15 protein-coding genes are annotated in these 18,792 nt (G+C 69.9%); 10 read left to right on the top strand and 5 right to left on the bottom strand.

All coding sequences use genetic code 11. The annotated features are described in order from the left end of the window. Positions 1 to 14: 14 nt before the first annotated feature. The 4 genes from ACFXKZ_RS32590 to sdhC are packed head-to-tail and all read right to left on the bottom strand — an operon-like array spanning position 15 to position 3,419. A complete protein-coding gene (locus tag ACFXKZ_RS32590; protein ID WP_371863005.1) occupies positions 15 to 797 on the bottom strand; it encodes a succinate dehydrogenase iron-sulfur subunit in 783 nt (260 codons plus the stop codon). Continuing rightward, positions 794 to 2,551, bottom strand: a complete 1,758-nt coding sequence (gene sdhA / locus ACFXKZ_RS32585; protein WP_380005206.1) for a succinate dehydrogenase flavoprotein subunit — start codon at positions 2,549 to 2,551, stop codon at positions 794 to 796. Before sdhA ends, ACFXKZ_RS32590 begins: the two co-directional genes overlap by 4 nt. A gap of 39 nt (positions 2,552 to 2,590) precedes the next feature. Further along, a complete protein-coding gene (locus tag ACFXKZ_RS32580) occupies positions 2,591 to 3,037 on the bottom strand; it encodes a succinate dehydrogenase hydrophobic membrane anchor subunit (protein WP_126637499.1) in 447 nt (148 codons plus the stop codon). A gap of 1 nt (position 3,038) precedes the next feature. After that, complete coding sequence (gene sdhC / locus ACFXKZ_RS32575; protein WP_078979260.1) at positions 3,039 to 3,419, bottom strand: succinate dehydrogenase, cytochrome b556 subunit; 381 nt, start codon at positions 3,417 to 3,419, stop codon at positions 3,039 to 3,041. 396 nt (positions 3,420 to 3,815) lie between these two features. Here sdhC and ACFXKZ_RS32570 point away from each other — a divergent pair, with 396 nt between their 5' ends. From ACFXKZ_RS32570 to ACFXKZ_RS32525, 10 genes are all read left to right on the top strand, one after another. Further along, complete coding sequence (locus ACFXKZ_RS32570) at positions 3,816 to 5,723, top strand: methylmalonyl-CoA mutase family protein (RefSeq protein ID WP_380005203.1); 1,908 nt, start codon at positions 3,816 to 3,818, stop codon at positions 5,721 to 5,723. Further along, on the top strand, positions 5,720 to 7,936 hold the full coding sequence (scpA, locus tag ACFXKZ_RS32565; protein WP_380005201.1) for a methylmalonyl-CoA mutase: 2,217 nt from the start codon (positions 5,720 to 5,722) through the stop codon (positions 7,934 to 7,936). Before ACFXKZ_RS32570 ends, scpA begins: the two co-directional genes overlap by 4 nt. Continuing rightward, positions 7,936 to 8,934 (top strand): methylmalonyl Co-A mutase-associated GTPase MeaB, encoded by a 999-nt coding sequence (gene meaB / locus ACFXKZ_RS32560; RefSeq protein ID WP_380005198.1) that lies wholly within the window; start codon positions 7,936 to 7,938, stop codon positions 8,932 to 8,934. The genes scpA and meaB overlap by 1 nt, the downstream gene beginning before the upstream one ends. A 184-nt stretch (positions 8,935 to 9,118) precedes the next feature. Continuing rightward, positions 9,119 to 10,324 (top strand): amidohydrolase, encoded by a 1,206-nt coding sequence (locus tag ACFXKZ_RS32555; protein ID WP_380005196.1) that lies wholly within the window; start codon positions 9,119 to 9,121, stop codon positions 10,322 to 10,324. 410 nt (positions 10,325 to 10,734) lie between these two features. Continuing rightward, positions 10,735 to 11,841, top strand: coding sequence for a BMP family protein (locus ACFXKZ_RS32550; protein WP_380005194.1), 1,107 nt, complete (start codon positions 10,735 to 10,737; stop codon positions 11,839 to 11,841). Between the two features lie 127 nt (positions 11,842 to 11,968). Next, complete coding sequence (locus ACFXKZ_RS32545) at positions 11,969 to 13,582, top strand: ABC transporter ATP-binding protein (RefSeq protein ID WP_380005192.1); 1,614 nt, start codon at positions 11,969 to 11,971, stop codon at positions 13,580 to 13,582. After that, the gene (locus tag ACFXKZ_RS32540) at positions 13,579 to 14,892 is read left to right on the top strand and encodes an ABC transporter permease (RefSeq protein WP_380005190.1); all 1,314 of its coding nucleotides are present in this window, start codon (positions 13,579 to 13,581) and stop codon (positions 14,890 to 14,892) included. Before ACFXKZ_RS32545 ends, ACFXKZ_RS32540 begins: the two co-directional genes overlap by 4 nt. 29 nt (positions 14,893 to 14,921) lie before the next feature. Beyond that, a complete protein-coding gene (locus ACFXKZ_RS32535) occupies positions 14,922 to 16,238 on the top strand; it encodes an ABC transporter permease (protein WP_380005188.1) in 1,317 nt (438 codons plus the stop codon). Positions 16,239 to 16,243: 5 nt separating this feature from the next. Beyond that, a complete protein-coding gene (locus tag ACFXKZ_RS32530) occupies positions 16,244 to 16,633 on the top strand; it encodes a cytidine deaminase (protein ID WP_126637490.1) in 390 nt (129 codons plus the stop codon). A gap of 57 nt (positions 16,634 to 16,690) precedes the next feature. After that, a complete protein-coding gene (locus tag ACFXKZ_RS32525) occupies positions 16,691 to 17,977 on the top strand; it encodes a thymidine phosphorylase (RefSeq protein WP_380005185.1) in 1,287 nt (428 codons plus the stop codon). A gap of 107 nt (positions 17,978 to 18,084) precedes the next feature. Here ACFXKZ_RS32525 and ACFXKZ_RS32520 read toward each other — a convergent pair whose 3' ends face one another. Further along, positions 18,085 to 18,672 (bottom strand): PH domain-containing protein, encoded by a 588-nt coding sequence (locus tag ACFXKZ_RS32520; protein ID WP_380005183.1) that lies wholly within the window; start codon positions 18,670 to 18,672, stop codon positions 18,085 to 18,087. Between the last annotated feature and the right edge of the window lie 120 nt (positions 18,673 to 18,792).

Raw genomic sequence — 18,792 nt, 5'->3', positions numbered from 1 at the left:
TCGGTGCGGATCGATCACACGCGGCGGAAGATCAGCGCGCGCTTGACCTCCTGGATCGCCTTGGTGACCTCGATGCCACGCGGGCACGCCTCGGTGCAGTTGAAGGTCGTGCGGCAGCGCCACACGCCCTCCTTCTCGTTCAGGATCTCCAGGCGCTCCTCGGCGCCCTCGTCCCGCGAGTCGAAGATGAACCGGTGCGCGTTGACGATCGCGGCCGGGCCGAAGTACTGCCCGTCGCTCCAGAACACCGGGCACGACGTGGTGCACGCCGCGCACAGGATGCACTTGGTGGTGTCGTCGAACCGCTCGCGGTCCTCGGGCGACTGCAGCCGCTCGCGCGTCGGTTCGTTGCCCGACGTGATCAGGAACGGCATCACGTCCTTGTACGCCTGCATGAACGGGTCCATGTCGACGACGAGGTCCTTCTCCAGCTTCAGACCCTTGATCGCCTCGACCGTGATCGGCTTGGCCATGTCCAAGTCCTTGACCAGGGTCTTGCAGGCCAGCCGGTTGCGCCCGTTGATCCGCATCGCGTCCGAGCCGCAGATGCCGTGTGCGCAGGAGCGGCGGAAGGTGAGCGAGCCGTCCTGCTCCGCCTTGATCTTCATCATGGCGGTCAGGATGCGCTCGGTCGGGTCGGCCTCGACCTTGAAGTCCTGCCAGTACGGCTCCGCGTCGGTCTCCGGGTTGAACCGGCGGATCCGCAGCGTGATCACGATCGGCGTGTGGTCGCGCTCGGCGGCCGTGCTGCCGTGCCCGGTGCCGGGCGCGGTCTCTTCCACTACGGCAGTCATCAGTACTTACGCTCCATCGGCTGGTAGCGGGTGACCACGACCGGCTTGTAGCCCAGGCGGATCGAGTGCTCGCCCTTCGCGTCGACCTCGCGGTACGCCATCGTGTGCTTCATGTAGTTCTCGTCGTCGCGCGCCTGGAAGTCCTCGCGGGCGTGGCCGCCGCGCGACTCCTTGCGGTTTTGCGCGCCGACGACCAAGACCTCGGCGAGGTCGAGCAAGAAGCCCAGCTCGATCGCCTCGAGCAGGTCGGTGTTGTACCGCTTGCCCTTGTCCTGGATGGAGACGTCGAGGTAGCGCTTCTGCAGGCCCTTGATGTCGGAGAGCGCCTGCTTCAGCGTCTCCTCGGTGCGGTAGACGCCGGCGTTGGCGTCCATCGTCTCCTGCATCTCGGCGCGGATCTGGCCGACCCGCTCGGTGCCCGAGCTGTCGCGCAGCCGCTCGATCAGCTCGACGACCGTGGCCTCGGGGGCCTCGGGCAGCTCGACGAAGTCGTGCGTGCTCGCGTACTCGGCGGCGGCGATGCCCGCACGCCGGCCGAACACGTTGATGTCGAGCAGCGAGTTGGTGCCGAGCCGGTTCGAGCCGTGCACGGACACGCAGGCGACCTCGCCGGCCGCGTACAGACCCGGGACCACCGTGGTGTTGTCCGACAGCACCTCGGCCTCGACGTTGGTCGGGATGCCGCCCATCGCGTAGTGCGCGGTCGGGTACACCGGGACCAGTTCGGTGGTCGGCTCGACGCCCAGGTAGGTGCGCGCGAACTCGGTGATGTCCGGCAGCTTCTCCTCGATCTGCTCCGCCGGCAGGTGGGTCAGGTCGAGGTAGACGTAGTCCTTGTTCGGACCGGCGCCGCGACCCTCCAGCACCTCCAGGACCATCGAGCGCGCGACGATGTCGCGCGGCGCGAGGTCCTTGATGGTCGGCGCGTAGCGCTCCATGAAGCGCTCGCCGTCGGCGTTGCGCAGGATGCCGCCCTCGCCGCGGGCGCCCTCGGTGAGCAGGATGCCCAGGCCCGCGAGACCGGTCGGGTGGAACTGGTAGAACTCCATGTCCTCCAGCGGCAGTCCCCGGCGCCACGCGATGCCCATGCCGTCGCCGGTGAGGGTGTGCGCGTTCGAGGTGGTCTTGAAGACCTTGCCGAAGCCGCCGGTCGCGAAGATCACCGACTTGGCCTGGAAGACGTGGATCTCGCCGGTGGCCAGCTCGTACGCGACCACGCCCGAGGTGGACTTGTTGCCCGCCTCGTCCTCGGCCAGGAGCAGGTCCAGGACGTAGAACTCGTTGTAGAACTCGACGTCCTGCTTGACGCAGTTCTGGAACAGCGTCTGGAGGATCATGTGGCCGGTGCGGTCCGCCGCGTAGCAGGAGCGGCGCACGGCCGCCTTGCCGTGGTCGCGGGTGTGCCCGCCGAAGCGGCGCTGGTCGATCCGGCCCTCGGGGGTCCGGGAGAAGGGGAGGCCCATCTTCTCCAGGTCCAGGACGGCGTCGATCGCCTCCTTGCACATGATCTCCGCGGCGTCCTGGTCGGTGAGGTAGTCACCACCCTTGACCGTGTCGAACGTGTGCCACTCCCAGTTGTCCTCCTCGACGTTGGCGAGGGCGGCACACATGCCGCCCTGCGCGGCGCCGGTGTGCGAACGCGTGGGGTACAGCTTGGTCAGTACGGCGGTACGGCTGCGCTTGCTCGACTCCAGGGCCGCGCGCATGCCGGCGCCGCCCGCGCCGACGATGACGGTGTCGTACTTGTGGGTCTGCATGATGCTCGTTCAGTCCTCGGGTGCTGGGATCGGCCGCGGTCAGTTGCCGATGTTGGGGTCGAAGGTGAAGATCACCAGCGTCCCCAGGAAAAGCACGATCAGCGCGGACGTGTACAGCAGCGCCTTGAGCCAGAACCGGGTCTGATCCCGCTCCGCGTAGTCGTTGATGATCGTGCGCAGACCGTTGACACCGTGCAGCTCGGCGAGCCACAGCATGATGAGGTCCCACGACTGCCAGAACGGCGACGCCCAGCGGCCCGCGACGAACGCGAAGCCGATCTTGGACACGCCACCGTCCAGGACGAGCTGGATGAGCAGGTGGCCCAGGACCAGGACGACCAGGAGCACGCCGGACAGCCGCATGAACAGCCAGCCGTACAGCTCGAAGTTGGTCTTGGTCGAACGCGGCGAACGCTTGCTGCGCGGCGACTCGATCGACGGTCCGCCGCCGTGGATCTTGGGTGCGTTTTCGATGGTGGCGGACACTTCAGCTCCCGAAGATGGTCTTGATCGAGTGCTGCAGGATCGGGTAGGCACTGCCGGCCATCAACACGACCCAGACGCCGACGACCGTCCAGAGCATCTGCTTCTGGTAGCGCGGGCCCTTCTCCCAGAAGTCCACCGCGATGATCCGCAGACCATTGAGCGCGTGGAACAGGATGGCCGCGACGAGCCCGTACTCGAGCAGGTTGACGAACGGGTTCTTGTAGATGTCGATCGTCTCGTCGTACGCCTCGGGGGATACGCGAACGAGTGCGGTGTCGAGGACGTGCGCGAACAGGAAGAAGAAGATGAGGACGCCGGTGACTCGATGAGCCACCCAGGACCACATGCCTTCCCGGCCGCGGTAGAGCGTTCCAGCCGGCACGGAAACTACCCTCCGGGTGCGGTACATGAGGGGACACGGCCGGCTGGGAGGGTGTCCGCGTTCGGTGTCGGACCCTCTGGTTGTCGGTCGGCCCGGCCGGGTATCGGTCGCCCGGCCCCGGCCATGGTAGCCACCGATCGGGGGCCCTCTTGTGCCAGGGCGCGCGATGTGATCCATTCCGCATGGCGGAGTGGAACCATCCGGGTGACGTGCGCGTAGCGGGGCACCATTTTCCTGACGCCCCGTCAGCACTCGTATGGGGGAAAGCGGGCCACGCCCGGACGAAAGATCACCGCAAGCACGAACGCGCAGGTCGGTGAGGTGACCCGCCGGTAGGGCTGACATCACATCAGTCGTGCGTATTCATCCGCCGCCTCGGTCCCTACGATGCGACGCATGACGGAGGCTACTGTCGATGGCGGCACGTCTACCGGATCCACCTTCGCTGGCCAATTCCCGCAACCCACGCGGGACCAATGGCAGCGCCTCGTGGCCGGCGTGCTCCGCAAATCGAAGGTGCTGGGCGAGAACGACACGCCCGAGCGCCCCGAAGACCTGCTCGCGACCACCACCTACGACGGCATCACGCTGTCCCCGCTCTACACCGAGGCCGCGGCGCGGCCGGGCCTGCCCGGCCTGAGCCCGTTCGTCCGGGGCTCGCGCGCGGCCGGTCACGCGGCCGACGGCTGGGACGTACGCCAGGCGCACGCCGACACCGATCCGGCGCGGGCCAACGAGAGCGTGCTCGCGGACCTGGAGAACGGGGTCACCTCCGTCTTCCTGTACGTCGGCGCCGACGCCCTGGCCCCGGGCGACCTGGCCCGCACGCTCGACGGTGTGCTGCTCGACCTGGCGCCGGTGGCCCTGGCCACCGGCGCCGACTTCGTTCCGGCCGCCGACGCCCTGCTGGCGGTGTTCCGGGCGAGCGGCGTGGCGCCCGCCGAACTGCGCGGCAACCTCGGCGCCGACCCGATCTCCTTGCACGCGCGCACCGGTTCGGGCGCCGACCTGGGCGCCGCCGCGCAGCTGGCGGCGCGCGCCCACGCGGAGTTCGCCGGGATCCAGGCGATCGTCGCCGACGGCCAGCCGTATCACGAGGCGGGCGGTTCGGACGGGCAGGAACTCGGCGCGGCCACCGCCGCCGGCGTCGCCTACCTGCGCGCGCTCACCGCCGCCGGACTCGACGTGGACACCGCCCTCGGGCTGATCGAGTTCCGCTTCGCCGCCACCGCCGAACAGTTCCCCACCATCGCCAAGCTGCGCGCCGCGCGCCGGCTCTGGGCCCGGGTGGCCCAGGCGTCCGGCGCGTCGCCCGCGGCCGGTGCCCAGCGCCAGCACGCGCTGACCTCGTGGGCGATGACGACCCGGCGCGACCCGTGGGTCAACATGCTGCGCACTACGGTCGCCTCCTTCGCGGCCGGCGTCGGCGGCGCCGACGCGGTCACCGTGCGCTCCTTCGACGCCGCGATCGGGCTGCCCGACGCGTTCTCCCGGCGCATCGCCCGCAACACCCAGGCCCTGCTCCTGGAGGAGTCGCACCTCGCACAGGTGATCGACCCGGCGGGCGGCTCGTGGTTCGTCGAACAACTCACCGACGACCTCGCCCGGGCCGGATGGGCGTTCTTCCAGGAGATCGAGCGGCGGGGCGGCATCGTCGCGGCGCTCGACTCGGGATGGCTCGCCGAGCGCCTCGCCGAGGTGCGCACCGAGCGGGACCGGGCGATCGCGACCCGGACCGACCCGATCACCGGGGTCAGCGAATTCCCGAACCTGACCGAGGCCCCCGTCGTGCGCGAACCCGCGCCCGAGATCCCGGTCTCCGCCGCCGGGCTGCCCCGGGTGCGCTACGCCGAGGCGTACGAGGCGCTGCGCGACCGCTCCGACGCCCTGCTCGCCGCCACCGGCGCCCGGCCGACCGTCTTCCTGGCCACCCTGGGACCGCTCGCGCAGTACACGGCGCGGGCCGGCTTCGCCGCCAACCTGTTCGCGGCGGGCGGCATCGCCACCGTGGAGGCGGGTACCACCGAGGGTGACGAGAGCGCCGCCGAGGCGATCGTCGCGCGCTGGACCGAAGCGGGCCGCCCGGCGACCGTGGTGCTGACCTCCTCGGAGAAGCTCTACGCCACCCTCGCGGCCCCGGTCGCCGCCGCGCTGCGCGCCGCCGGAGCGGGCCGGATCCTGCTCGCGGGGCAAAAGGCGCACGGCGCCGACGTGGACGGGTACGTGTACAGCGGATGCGACGCGCTCGACGTGCTGCACACCACGTACGACAACCTCTCGCCGACCCCGGAGGGGGCGAAATGAGCATTCCCGACTTCACCCAGGTCGAGCTCGACGCGCCCGCGTCCGGCGACCTCGACGCGTGGCGCGAGGTGGTGCGCGAGGAGACCGGCAAGGACGCCGACGCGCTGACCCACGACACCCCCGAGGGCATCCCGCTCAAGGCGCTGTACACCGACGAGGACCTGGAAGGGCTCGACTTCCTGGGCACCTACCCGGGCATCACGCCGTTCCTGCGCGGGCCGTACCCGACGATGTACGTCAACCAGCCGTGGACGATCCGCCAGTACGCGGGCTTCTCCACCGCCGAGGAGTCCAACGCCTTCTACCGGCGCAATCTCGCGGCGGGCCAAAAGGGCCTGTCGATCGCGTTCGACCTGGCCACCCACCGGGGCTACGACTCGGACCACCCGCGCGTGACCGGCGACGTCGGCATGGCGGGCGTGGCGATCGACTCGATCTACGACATGCGCCAACTCTTCGACGGCATCCCGCTGGACCGGATGTCGGTGTCGATGACGATGAACGGCGCGGTGCTGCCCGTGCTCGCGCTCTACATCGTCGCGGCGGAGGAGCAGGGGGTGGCACCGGAACAGCTCACGGGGACGATCCAAAACGACGTCCTCAAGGAGTTCATGGTCCGCAACACCTACATCTATCCGCCCAAGCCCTCGATGTCGATCATCTCCGACATCTTCGCGTACACCTCGCAGAAGATGCCGAAGTTCAACTCGATCTCCATCTCCGGCTACCACATCCAGGAGGCCGGGGCCACGGCCGACCTGGAGCTGGCCTACACGCTCGCGGACGGCATCGAGTACCTGCGCGCGGGCGTCGAAGCGGGCCTGGACATCGACGCGTTCGCGCCCCGCCTGTCGTTTTTCTGGGCGATCGGGATGAACTTCTTCATGGAGGTCGCCAAGCTGCGCGCGGCGCGCCTGCTGTGGGCCGACATCGTCAAGTCGTTCGGCGCGAAGAACCCCAAGTCCTTCTCGCTGCGCACCCACTCGCAGACCTCGGGCTGGTCGCTGACCGCCCAGGACGTGTTCAACAACGTGGTGCGCACCTGCCTGGAGGCGATGGCCTCGACCCAGGGCCACACCCAGTCGCTGCACACCAACGCGCTGGACGAGGCGCTGGCGCTGCCGACCGACTTCTCCGCCCGGATCGCGCGCAACACCCAGTTGCTGCTCCAGCAGGAGTCGGGCACGTGCGACGTGATCGACCCGTGGGGCGGCTCGGCCTACATCGAACGCCTCACCCACGACCTCGCGGTGCGCGCCCGGGAGCACATCGCCGAGGCCGAGCGGGCGGGCGGCATGGCGTCGGCGATCGCCGAGGGCCTGCCCAAGCTGCGGATCGAGGAGGCGGCGGCGCGCACCCAGGCCCGGATCGACTCGGGCCGGCAGTCGGTGATCGGCGTCAACAAGTACCTGGTCGCCAGCGACGAGGCGATCGACGTACTCAAGATCGACAACAACGCAGTACGCGAGGGCCAGCTGGAGAAGTTGCGCCGACTGCGCGAGGAGCGCGACGACGACGCCGTGCGCCGGGCGCTGGCCGCGCTTTCCGGCGCCGCGCAGGCGGACGTCGAGGGCACCAGGCCGCGTGATCTCGAACACAACCTGCTCGCGCTCGCCGTGGACGCGGCCCGGGCCAAGGCCACCGTCGGCGAGATCTCCGACGCGCTGGAGTCGGCGTACGGCCGGCACCAGGCGCAGATCCGCACGCTGACCGGGGTCTACCGGGAAGAGGTGGGCATGTCGGCCAACGTGGAGACGGCTCGCGGGCTGGTCGCCCGGTTCGAGGAGTTGGAGGGCCGCCGGCCGCGCATCCTGGTGGCCAAGATGGGCCAGGACGGGCACGACCGGGGGCAGAAGGTGATCGCCACCGCGTTCGCCGACCTCGGCTTCGACGTGGACGTCGGCGCGCTGTTCCAGACGCCGGGCGAGGTGGCCCGACAGGCGGTCGAGGCGGACGTGCACGTGGTTGGCGTGTCCTCGCTCGCGGCCGGTCACCTCACCCTGGTGCCGGCCCTGCGCCGGGAGCTGGCCGCGCTGGACGCCGAGGAGATCATGGTCGTGGTCGGCGGGGTGATCCCGCCCGCCGACGTACAGCCGCTGCTCGACATGGGCGCCACCGCCGTCTTCCCGCCCGGCACGGTGATCGCGGACGCCGCGGTGGACCTGCTCCGGGGCCTGTACAAGCAGCTGGACCACGAGCTGCCGGTCGACTGATGGCACGGGTGATCGACGTCGGCGCGTACGCCGAGGGTGTGCTCGCGGGCAATCGCACGATCCTGGCCCGGGCGGTCACGCTGGTCGAGTCCACCCGGGCCGACCACCGCGACCTGGCGCAGGAGTTGCTGGTCAAGTTGCTGCCGCACGCCGGCGGTGCCCACCGGGTGGGCATCACCGGCGTGCCGGGCGTGGGCAAGTCCACGTTCATCGAGACGCTGGGCACCCGGCTGACCGGCGTGGGCCATCGGGTCGCGGTGCTCGCCGTCGACCCGTCCTCCTCCCGGCACGGCGGCAGCATCCTGGGCGACAAGACCCGGATGGGCCGGCTCGCGGTGGACGACCACGCGTTCGTACGGCCCTCGCCGACCGCCGGCACGCTCGGCGGGGTGGCTCGGGCCACCCGCGAGTCGATCGTGTTGATGGAGGCGGCCGGTTACGACGTGGTCTTGGTCGAGACGGTCGGCGTGGGTCAGTCCGAGACGACCGTGGCGAACATGGTCGACTGCTTCCTGTTCCTGACCCTGGCCCGCACCGGCGATCAGCTCCAGGGCATCAAGAAGGGCGTCCTGGAGCTGGCCGACGTGGTCGCGGTGAACAAGGCGGACGGCGACTATGCCCTGGCCGCGCGCCGGGCCGCCCGCGAACTCGCGGGCGCGCTGCGGCTGATGCGCCGGGCCGGGGAGTCGTGGACGACGCCGGTGCTGACCTGTTCGGGGTTGTCCGGGGAGGGGCTGGACGAGGTCTGGGACACCGTCCTCAAACACCGGCGGACCCTGGAGGCCACGGGCGAGTTGGCCGAATTGCGTCGCCGCCAGCAGGTCGACTGGACCTGGGCGACGGTGCACGACGCGCTCCTCGCCGAGTTGCGCGAGCACCCCTCGGTACGGGCTATCGTGCCCGCCCTCGAACGCGACGTCCGGGCCGGCCATCTCACCGCGACCCTTGCCGCGTCTCGCATCCTGGACGCGTTCCATGGGCGGCAAGGGGAGTCCTGAGCAATCGGGCGCTTGGTTTATAGCGGCGCGAGTGGGCAGAAGTGTTCCAATGTGGGAACGAGCGGTAAGTCATACCCCTACCGGCCGTAGCGCATGCGCCGGCGGGAGGCTTTTTTCTCACCCGAACGGGGGTAATTCGCTCCCTACCACGTCGCGAAGACCAATGCAACGTACCCTTGCGTGGGTGAGCGACTCCCTCCACGCCCAGGCCGCCGGCAAGGCCGCGGCTTTCGCCGACGAGCTGATCGCGTTTCGGCGCGATCTGCACATGCACCCAGAGCTGGGTCGGGAGGAGTTCCGTACCACCGGGCTCGTCCGGGAACGGCTGGTGCGCGCGGGTCTGCGCCCGCGACTGCTGCCCGGGACGGGCCTGGTGTGCGACATCAGACCCGAACGTGCCTCACCCGGCGGTCGCGCCGACGAGGGTCTGATCGCGTTCCGCGGCGACATCGACGCGCTGCCGGTCGACGACGTCAAGGACGTGCCGTACCGCTCGACCGTGCCGGGCCGTGCGCACGCCTGCGGACACGACGTGCACACCTCGATCGTGCTCGGCACTGCTCTGGTGCTGGCCGAGTTCGCCCGCGAGGGACTGCTGCCGCGTCCGGTCCGGCTGATCTTCCAGCCGGCAGAGGAGAAGCTGCCGGGCGGCGCGCTCGACGTGATCAAGGCCGGCGGGCTGGCCGGCGTCTCGGAGATCCACGCGATCCACTGCGACCCCAAGGTGGAGGTCGGCCGGGTCGGGCTGCGCTCCGGGGCGATCACCTCGGCCTGCGACCGGGTGGTGATCACGCTCACGGGTGCCGGTGGTCACACCGCCCGCCCGCACCGCACCACCGACCTGGTCACCGCGCTCGCCAAGCTCGCCGCGGAGCTGCCCTCGGCGTTCTCGCGCCGGATCGACCCGCGCTCGGGCGCGAGCCTGGTGTGGGGGCGGATCGAGTCCGGCTCCGCGCCGAACGTGATCCCGCAGCACGGCGAGCTGGAGGGCACCCTGCGCTGCCTGGACCTGGAGGCGTGGCGGCAGGCCCCGGATCTGATGCACGAGCTGGTGGACGTGATCGCCTCGACCTACGGCGCGAAGTGGGAGCTGGAGCACCACCGCGGCGTGCCGCCGGTGGTCAACGACCCCGACGCGGTCGCCTCGATGCGCACCATCGCCACCGGCGTGCTGGGCGCGAGCGCGGTCGAGGGCACCGAGCAGAGCCTCGGCGGCGAGGACTTCTCGTGGTTCCTCGAACGGGTTCCCGGCGAGCTGACCCGGCTCGGCGTGCGACCGGTCGGAGATCCCGTATACGACCTGCACCAGGGGCAGTTCGACGTCGACGAGCGGGCGATCGGGATCGGTGTCGAGCTGTTCACCGGGCTCGCGCTGCGCCCCTTCCGCTGACCCCGACCGGACCCGGCGCCGCCCGTACGGCCGGCCGGGTCCGGAACGGACGTATGCGGAACTGTTAACCATCGCGACTCCGGTCCCCGTTCCTGTCGCGTTCGTGAGTCTGTAATGTTCCGACCCGGTGCCGTTCGACGTCGTGCGGCACCGGGTCTTTTCCGTCTTGTCACGTCTTGTCATGTCGCGGACTGCCCGGTTCCGCGCCGACCCGTCTCGGCCTCGTCAACTCGGCCGGGCTAACGGGGCGTGTTGCGGTGGCGATTCACGGTTTTTGTCGCTCATATTCTTTTACTAGGTATGCTCTCCGACGGTTAGCAGGTCTACGCGCGTTTACCAGGGATCCAAGCGCGTCAGAGTCTGCATCTGGGAGCAGCGCCCGAAGGGGCGCTCATCGGAAGGAGACACCCGTGCGCCGGGTATCCAAGGTGACCGCGGCTGCGGTCGGCGTCACTCTCGCCCTCACCGCCACCGCCGCGTGCGGTAGCAAGCCCGACGACAAGAAGTCGAACTCGGGCACCAGCGCCACCCCCGGTGGGACGCAGGCGGCGAAGATCGACTTCAAGGCATGCATGGTGACGGACACCGGCGGCATCGACGACCGTTCGTTCAACGCGTCGTCGTGGGCGGGCCTGCAGCAGGCCAAGCAGGAGCTGGGCGTCGAGGTGAAGTACATCACCTCGAAGACCGAGAACGACTACGTGCCGAACCTCAACAGCCTCGTGAACGACAAGTGCGGGCTGATCGTCGCGGTCGGTGGCCTGATGGCCGACGCGACCAAGGCCGCCGCGTCCACGCACAAGGACCAGAAGTTCGCGATCGTCGACTCGTCCAGCATCGAGCCGAACGTCCAGGGCCTGGAGTTCAACACGGCCGAGGCCGGCTTCCTCGGCGGCTACCTCGCCGCGGGCTACTCGAAGTCCGGCAAGGTCGCCACCTTCGGCGCGCTGCCGATCCCGCCGGTCACGGTGTTCATGGACGGCTACGTCCAGGGCGTGAAGTACTACAACCAGGTCAAGGGCAAGAACGTCCAGGTCATCGGCTGGGACGACGTCAAGGGCGACGGCTCGCTCGCGGGCAAGTTCGACTCGCCGGCCGACGGTGAGCGCATCGCCAACGACTTCATCGCCCAAGGCGCCGACGTGATCATGCCCGTCGCCGGCCAGACCGGTCTCGGCGCGGCCTCCGCGGTGCAGAAGAGCGGCGGCAAGGCGAGCGTCATCTGGGTCGACCAGGACGGCTACGAGAGCGCCCCGCAGTACAAGTCGGTGTTCTTGTCCACGGTGACCAAGGACATCAAGTCCCAGGTGTTCAACGCGGTCAAGGCCGCGGCGAACAACCAGTTCACCACCAAGGCCACCATCGGCACTCTCGCCAACAACGGCGTCGGCCTCGCCCCGTTCCACGACTTCGACGCGAAGGTCCCCGCCGACCTGAAGTCCGAGCTGACCGCGGTCAAGGGCGACATCGTCAGCGGAAAGATCAAGATCACCTCGAAGAACCAGCCGAAGAGCTGACTTAAGCGATCGGGCGCCGCGGAAGCAATTCCGCGGCGCCCGTGTCCGTCCCGCCCGGGCCCCGAGGGGACCCGGGTCGAACCCGTAACGGCCCCTCGCGGGGGGCATAGCCGAGGAGGTCTCCGCGTTGAAGCTCGAACTGCGCGGAATCACGAAACGGTTCGGGTCGCTGGTCGCCAACGACCACATCGACCTGACCGTCGAGCCGGGGGAGATCCACTGCCTTCTCGGTGAGAACGGTGCCGGCAAGTCGACCCTGATGAACGTGCTCTACGGGCTCTACGAGCCCAGCGAGGGCGAGATCGTCGTCGACGGGACCCCCCGCAAGTTCCGTACCGCCGGTGACGCGATCGACGCGGGCATCGGCATGGTCCACCAACACTTCATGCTGGTCCCGGTCTTCACCGTCGCCGAGAACGTCATGCTCGGCCACGAGGAAACCAAGCCGATGGGCTGGCTGGACCGCCGTCGGGCCCGCAAGAAGGTGCTCGACCTCGTCGACGAGTACGGCCTCAAGGTCGACCCGGACATGCTGGTCGAGGATCTTCCCGTCGGTCTGCAACAGCGGGTGGAGATCCTCAAGGCGCTGGTGCGCGACGCCAAGGTGCTGATCCTGGACGAGCCCACCGCGGTGCTCACACCCCAGGAGACCGAGGAGTTGTTCCGGGTGATGCGCGCGCTGCGCGAGTCCGGCCACTCCATCGTGTTCATCACGCACAAGCTCAAGGAGGTCAAGGCCGTCGCCGACCGGATCACCGTGATCCGTCGCGGCAAGGTCGTCGGCACCGCCGACCCGGCCTCCTCGGAGAAGGAACTCGCGTCGCTGATGGTCGGCCGGCCGGTCAAGCTGGTGGTCGACAAGACCGAGGCCGAGCCGGGCGCGGTGCGCCTGGAGATCAACGACCTGACCGTGCTCGACGTCAACGGCCAGGCCGTGGTGGACCGGGTCGACCTGCACCTGCGCGAGGGCGAGATCCTGGGCATCGCGGGCGTGGACGGCAATGGCCAGAGCGAGCTGACCCAGGCGATCCTGGGGCTGCGCACCCCCGCGGCCGGGTCGATCAGCCTGGACGGCAAGGACCTGGCGGGCATGAGTCCTCGGCAGATCCTCGGCTCCGGGGTCGGCTTCGTCCCCGAGGACCGGCAGCACGACGGCATCGTGAGCGACTTCACGGTGGCCGAGAACCTGGTCCTGGACATGGTCACCCAGGCGCCGTTCGGCAGGCGCGGGTCGATCGTGCCCGGCGCGGTGCGCGACAACGCGCGCAAGCGGGTCGAGGAGTTCGACATCCGCACCCAGACCATCGACTCGCCGGCCGGCACGTTGTCCGGCGGCAACCAGCAAAAGGTCGTCGTCGCGCGCGAACTCTCGCGCCCGCTGCGGCTGTTCATCGCCTCGCAGCCCACCCGAGGGGTGGACGTGGGGGCGATGGAGTTCATCCACAAGCGGATCGTGGCCGAGCGCGACGTGGGCACCCCGGTGATCATCGTGTCCACCGAGTTGGACGAGGTGGTCGCGCTGGCCGACCGGATCGCGGTGATGTACCGCGGCCGGATCGTGGACATCGTCTCGCCGACCACCTCGCGGGGCGACCTGGGCCTGCTGATGGCCGGCGTGCTGCCCGGCGCGGAGCATGCCGACGGCGCCGGAGCGACCCGCGCCGACACGGCCCCGGCCGGACCGGTCGAGACGAAGACGAACGAGAGCGACGCAACCCCGGGGGAGGAGGACCCAGCGTGACCGAGGACAACAAGAGCACGCCCGGCGAGCCGAGCGAGGCGAAGCCGGCGGCGACCGGGGCGAGCGCGACCGCGCCGCCCAAGCCGTCCCTGGGCCGAGCGATGCTCGACGCGATCATCACCGGCAACTCGGCCGTGGTGACCTTCCTGGCCATCCTGCTCGCCCTGGTGGTCGGCGGCGTCCTGATGATCCTCGCGGACCAGGACGTGCTCGACCAGTACAAGTACTTCACCGCCGCCCCCGGCGACGCGCTCTCCGCCTCGTGGAGCCTGGTCTCCGACGCCTACAGCGCGATGTTCAAGGGTTCGATCATGAACCCGGACCTGTTCGCCGACGGCTCGCTCGAGGACAACTTCCGGCCGATCTCCGAGACGATCACCCAGGCCACGCCGCTGATCTTCGGCGGTCTCGCGGTCTCGATCGCGTTCCGCACCGGGCTGTTCAACATCGGTGCGCAGGGGCAGATCATCGCCGGCGCGGTGTTCGCGTCGTGGGTAGGGTTCGTCGTCGACCTGCCGCCGGTGATCCACCTGGTGTTCGTGATCCTCGCCGGCGTGATCGGCGGCGGTCTGTACGCGGGCATCGCCGGTGTTCTCAAGGCCCGCTTCGGCGCGCACGAGGTGATCGTCACGATCATGCTCAACCACATCGCGGTGCTGATGCTCGGCTGGCTGCTGACCACCGACACCTTCCGGCGCGGCGGGCAGTCGCAGCCGATCGGCAAGGACGCGCACGACAACGCGGTGCTGCCGAACCTGTTCGGCGACAACCTGCGGATCCACTTCGGCATCATCCTGGCGCTGCTGGCGGCCGGGATCTACTGGTGGCTGCTCAACCGCTCCACGCTCGGCTTCGAGCTGCGCGCGGTGGGCTCCAACCCGGACGCGGCCCGTACGGCGGGGATGAGCGTGGCCCGGGCGCAGATCCTGGCGATGGTGATCGCCGGTGCGATGGCCGGTCTCGCCGGTGTCTCGCAGGTGATGAGCTCGACCAACCCGGCACACACGCTGACCCCGAGCATCGACGCCGGCATCGGCTTCGACGCGATCACCGTGGCCCTGCTCGGTCGGACCAAGCCGCTGGGCACGGTGCTGGCCGCGCTGCTGTTCGGCGCGCTGCGCGCGGGCGGTTCGGTCATGCAGGCGTCCGCGAACGTGTCCGTCGACATCGTCATCGTCATCCAGGCCGTGATCGTGCTGTTCGTCGCGGCGCCGCCGCTGGTGCGCTCGATCTTCCGGCTGCGCGGTGCCCGCACGGGCGCCGAGGGCGGGCCGCTGGCCGCCAAGGAGACCGTGGGGGTCCAGGCATGACCGAGCGGAATCCTGAAGGAGGCACGCAGGTGGCGGACACCGTGATCGCCCCCGACGTGGAGGCCCCGGTGAACCCCACCGGCGAGGCCGCCGACGTGGTGCGGGCCGCGGCCCGGAAGAAGGCCCTGATCACGGGCATCGGGTTCGTCCTGGTCGGGCTGTACGCGCTGTGGGCGTTCGGCTTCGGCACCTCGAGTGGTGAGGACGCGGTCTTCGGGATGACCGTGCCCAACCGCGACACCACCCACGTGGGCGACCTGTCGCTGCCCGCGCGCGGTGTGGCGATCGCGATGTCCCTGGTGTGCATGGTCGCGGGCGGGTTGCGGATCGCCTTGGACCGCTCGCGCCTGGCCACCCGGCTGAGCATCGCGCTGTTCCTGATCGCGTTCGTGATCGCGTTCCTGGTGTGGGCGGTCGCGGGCAAGCAGATGTCCTTCGCGGGCGCCCTGCAGAACACCCTGCTGGCCGCGGTGCCGCTGGTGCTCGGCGCGCTCGCGGGCGTGATCGGCGAGCGCTCCGGCGTGGTCAACATCGCCATCGACGGTCAGTTCTTGTTCGGCGCGTTCGCCGCCGCGCTGACCGGCTCGGTGACCGGGTCGTTGTGGGCCGGGCTGGCCGCGGGCGCGGTCGCGGGCGCGCTGATCGGCGGGCTGCTCGCGGTCTTCGCGGTGCGCTACCTCGTCGAGCAGGTCGTCCTCGGTGTGGTGATCAACCTGCTGGTCACCGGCATCACCGGCTTCCTCTACACACAGCTGCTGCAAAAGGACCCCGAGCAGTACAACAACCCGGGCGTGTTCGACAACATCCGGATCCCGGGCTTCGCCGACATCCCGGTGATCGGCCCGGTCCTGTTCGACGTGAACGTGATCGTGTACCTGATGTACGCGCTGATCGTGATCGTGCACCTGGGCCTGTTCCACACCCGCTGGGGGCTGCGCGCCCGCGCGGTGGGCGAGCACCCCACGGCGGCGGACACGGTCGGCATCAAGGTCAACGCGACCCGCTACCGCAACGTGATCATGGCGGGCGCGATCGCCGGTATCGGCGGCGCGTTCCTGACCATCGGCACGGTGGGCACCTTCTCGAAGGACATGACCTCCGGCGCGGGTTACATCGCGCTCGCGGCGGTCATCTTCGGGCGCTGGCGTCCGCTGGGCGCGGTGGCCGCGGCGTTGCTGTTCGGCTTCACCAGCGCGCTCGCGACCTCGTTGCAGCCGCTGAACACGTCGATCCCGAGCCAGTTCCTGCAGATGATGCCGTACGTGGTGACGATCTTCGCGGTGGCCGGTCTGGTCGGCAAGGTGCGCGCTCCGGCGGCGGCCAACAAGCCCTACACGAAGGGCTGACGGGCGTGTCGGAGATCGATTGGCCGGCGCTGCGGGACGCTGCGACGGCGGCGATGCGCGGTGCCTACGCGCCGTACTCGAAGTATCCGGTCGGCGCCTCGGCCCTGGTCGACGACGGCCGGATCGTGTCCGGGTGCAACGTGGAGAACGCGTCGTACGGCCTGACGCTGTGCGCGGAGTGCGGTCTGGTGTCCGCGCTGCACGCGAGCGGGGGCGGCCGGCTCGTGGCGTTTTGCTGCGTGGACGGCGAGGGTGCGGTACTGATGCCCTGTGGGCGCTGCCGGCAACTGCTGTGGGAGCACGGCGGCCCCGGGATGTTGCTGGAAACCAAGCACGGTATACGGCCGCTGCGGGAGATCCTGCCGGATGCCTTCGGGCCCGAGGACCTCGCGTAGCACCGTGTGTTCGTGAGTCGAACGGGCCGCCTCGGCGGCCGAGAGGAAATGGACGGCATGGACGCGATTTCGGTCATCCGAACGAAGCGGGACCGCGGTGAACTGACGGCGGCTCAGATCGACTGGGTGGTCGATGCGTACACCCGCGGCGAGGTCGCGGACGAGCAGATGTCGGCGCTCGCGATGGCCATCCTGCTCAACGGGATGAACGCGACCGAGATCAACCGCTGGACCGACGCGATGATCGCCTCGGGCGAGCGGATGGACTTCTCCACGCTGTCTCGGCCCACCGCCGACAAACACTCCACCGGCGGGGTGGGCGACAAGATCACCCTGCCGCTGGCCCCGCTGGTCGCCGCGTGCGGCGTCGCGGTGCCGCAGCTGTCCGGTCGTGGCCTCGGCCACACCGGCGGCACGCTGGACAAGTTGGAGGCCATCCCCGGGTGGCGGGCGGCGCTGTCCAACGACGCGATGTTGCGGGTGCTGGAGGACGTCGGCGCGGTGATCTGCGCGGCGGGCGACGGCTTGGCGCCGGCCGACAAGAAGCTGTACGCGCTGCGCGACGTGACCGGCACGGTCGAGGCGATCCCGCTGATCGCCAGCTCGATCATGAGCAAGAAGATCGCCGAGGGCACCGGCGCGCTGGTGCTCGACGTCAAGGTCGGCTCGGGCGCGTTCATGAAGGACCTGGACAACGCGCGCGAACTGGCCCGCACCATGGTCCGGCTGGGCGTGGACCACGGGGTCAAGACGGTCGCGCTGCTGACCGACATGTCCACCCCGCTCGGCTCGACCGCGGGCAACGCCCTCGAAGTCCGCGAGTCGGTCGAGGTGCTGGCCGGCGGCGGTCCGGCGGACGTGGTCGAGCTGACCGTGGCGCTGGCCCGGGAAATGCTGGCCGCGGCCGGGCAGACCCGGATCGACCCGGCCGACGCGCTGCGCGACGGCTCGGCGATGGACGTGTGGCGGCGGATGATCCGGGCCCAGGGCGGCGACCCGGACGCCAAGCTGCCGGTTGCGCGCGAGACGCAGGTGGTCACCGCCGCCTCGTCCGGCGTGCTGACCCGGCTCGACGCCTACGCGGTCGGCGTCTGCGCCTGGCGCCTGGGCGCGGGTCGGGCCCGCAAGGAGGAGCAGGTCCAGGCGGGCGCGGGCGTCGAACTGCACGCCAAGCCGGGCGACACGGTGGTCGCCGGTCAGCCCCTGCTGACGCTGCACACCGACACCCCGGAGCGCTTCGAGTACGCGACCGAGATCCTGTCCGACGCGGTCACGATCGCCCCGACGGGCACCACGTTCGAGCCGACCCCGATCCTGATCGACCGGATCGGCCCGACGGCCTGACCCTTCGGTACGCACACGCGAGCGGCCCTCGACCCCACCCGGGTCGAGGGCCGCTCGCGTGCGTCCCGGGATCGACCCGGTGCGTGCCGGGGGCGGGAAAACCGGCCCTACAGCAGGCCCAGCAGCACCGAGGCGAGGCCCGACACGGCCAGGCCGCCGAGGATCTCCGGCGACCAGTGCACCTGCACCGGGCCGGTGGACGCCTTGGCGAACTGTTCGCTCATCCCGCGCAGGTCGTCCACCACCTGGTCGGCGTGCGAGAGCTGGGGCAGGTCGTGCGCGCCGCCGCGGCCGTACGGGTCCTCGGCAGCGGCGCGGCCCTGCTGCCGCAGTGCGCGCTTGCGTTCGCGCAGCGAGACCGGGATCGCCCAGATGTAGAACGACCTGTCGTCCGCGCGCACCTCGATCGAGTATTCGGCGCGCACCCGCTCCACCGCGCCCCACGGCACCACGATGGTCCGGAAGGGGTTGCGGATCACCAACCGCTCCGGCCCGACCAGCACCGCCGAGCGCAGCGTGAGTGCGACCACCAGGATCGCGAAGAAGACCACGACGGCGATCGCGAGCCACTTGGTGTCCCCGTCGCCGCGGATCAACGTGTCGATCACCATCCACAGCCCGACGGCGATCAAAAGCACCCCGACGGCCATCGCCGGTCGGGAGCGGTACGTGGTGATGTCCTCGTCGCTGCTCATGACCGGTGATTGTGCCGCACGACGGCGCGCGGGTGTCGATGCCAGGGGATCGATCGCCTCGGCACTTTGCCTCGACCGGACCGCCGGCTGGGACGCTACGCGAGTAGATATGCTCGTCTT

Origin of the sequence: Embleya sp. NPDC059237 (assembly GCF_042754105.1) — a bacterium.
Classification (GTDB): Bacteria; Actinomycetota; Actinomycetes; order Streptomycetales; family Streptomycetaceae; genus Embleya.
Note: the sequence above shows the minus strand (reverse complement) of the source record. Positions and strands in the feature narration are given on the sequence as shown.

Excerpts from the sequence above, each read along its gene's own strand:
- sdhA (WP_380005206.1), bottom strand. The coding sequence starts at position 2,551 with ATGCAGACCCACAAGTACGACACCGTCATCGTCGGCGCGGGCGGCGCC.
- meaB (WP_380005198.1), top strand. The coding sequence starts at position 7,936 with ATGGCACGGGTGATCGACGTCGGCGCGTACGCCGAGGGTGTGCTCGCG.
- ACFXKZ_RS32520 (WP_380005183.1), bottom strand. The coding sequence starts at position 18,672 with ATGAGCAGCGACGAGGACATCACCACGTACCGCTCCCGACCGGCGATG.
- ACFXKZ_RS32525 (WP_380005185.1), top strand. The coding sequence starts at position 16,691 with ATGGACGCGATTTCGGTCATCCGAACGAAGCGGGACCGCGGTGAACTG.
- ACFXKZ_RS32570 (WP_380005203.1), top strand. The coding sequence starts at position 3,816 with ATGACGGAGGCTACTGTCGATGGCGGCACGTCTACCGGATCCACCTTC.
- scpA (WP_380005201.1), top strand. The coding sequence starts at position 5,720 with ATGAGCATTCCCGACTTCACCCAGGTCGAGCTCGACGCGCCCGCGTCC.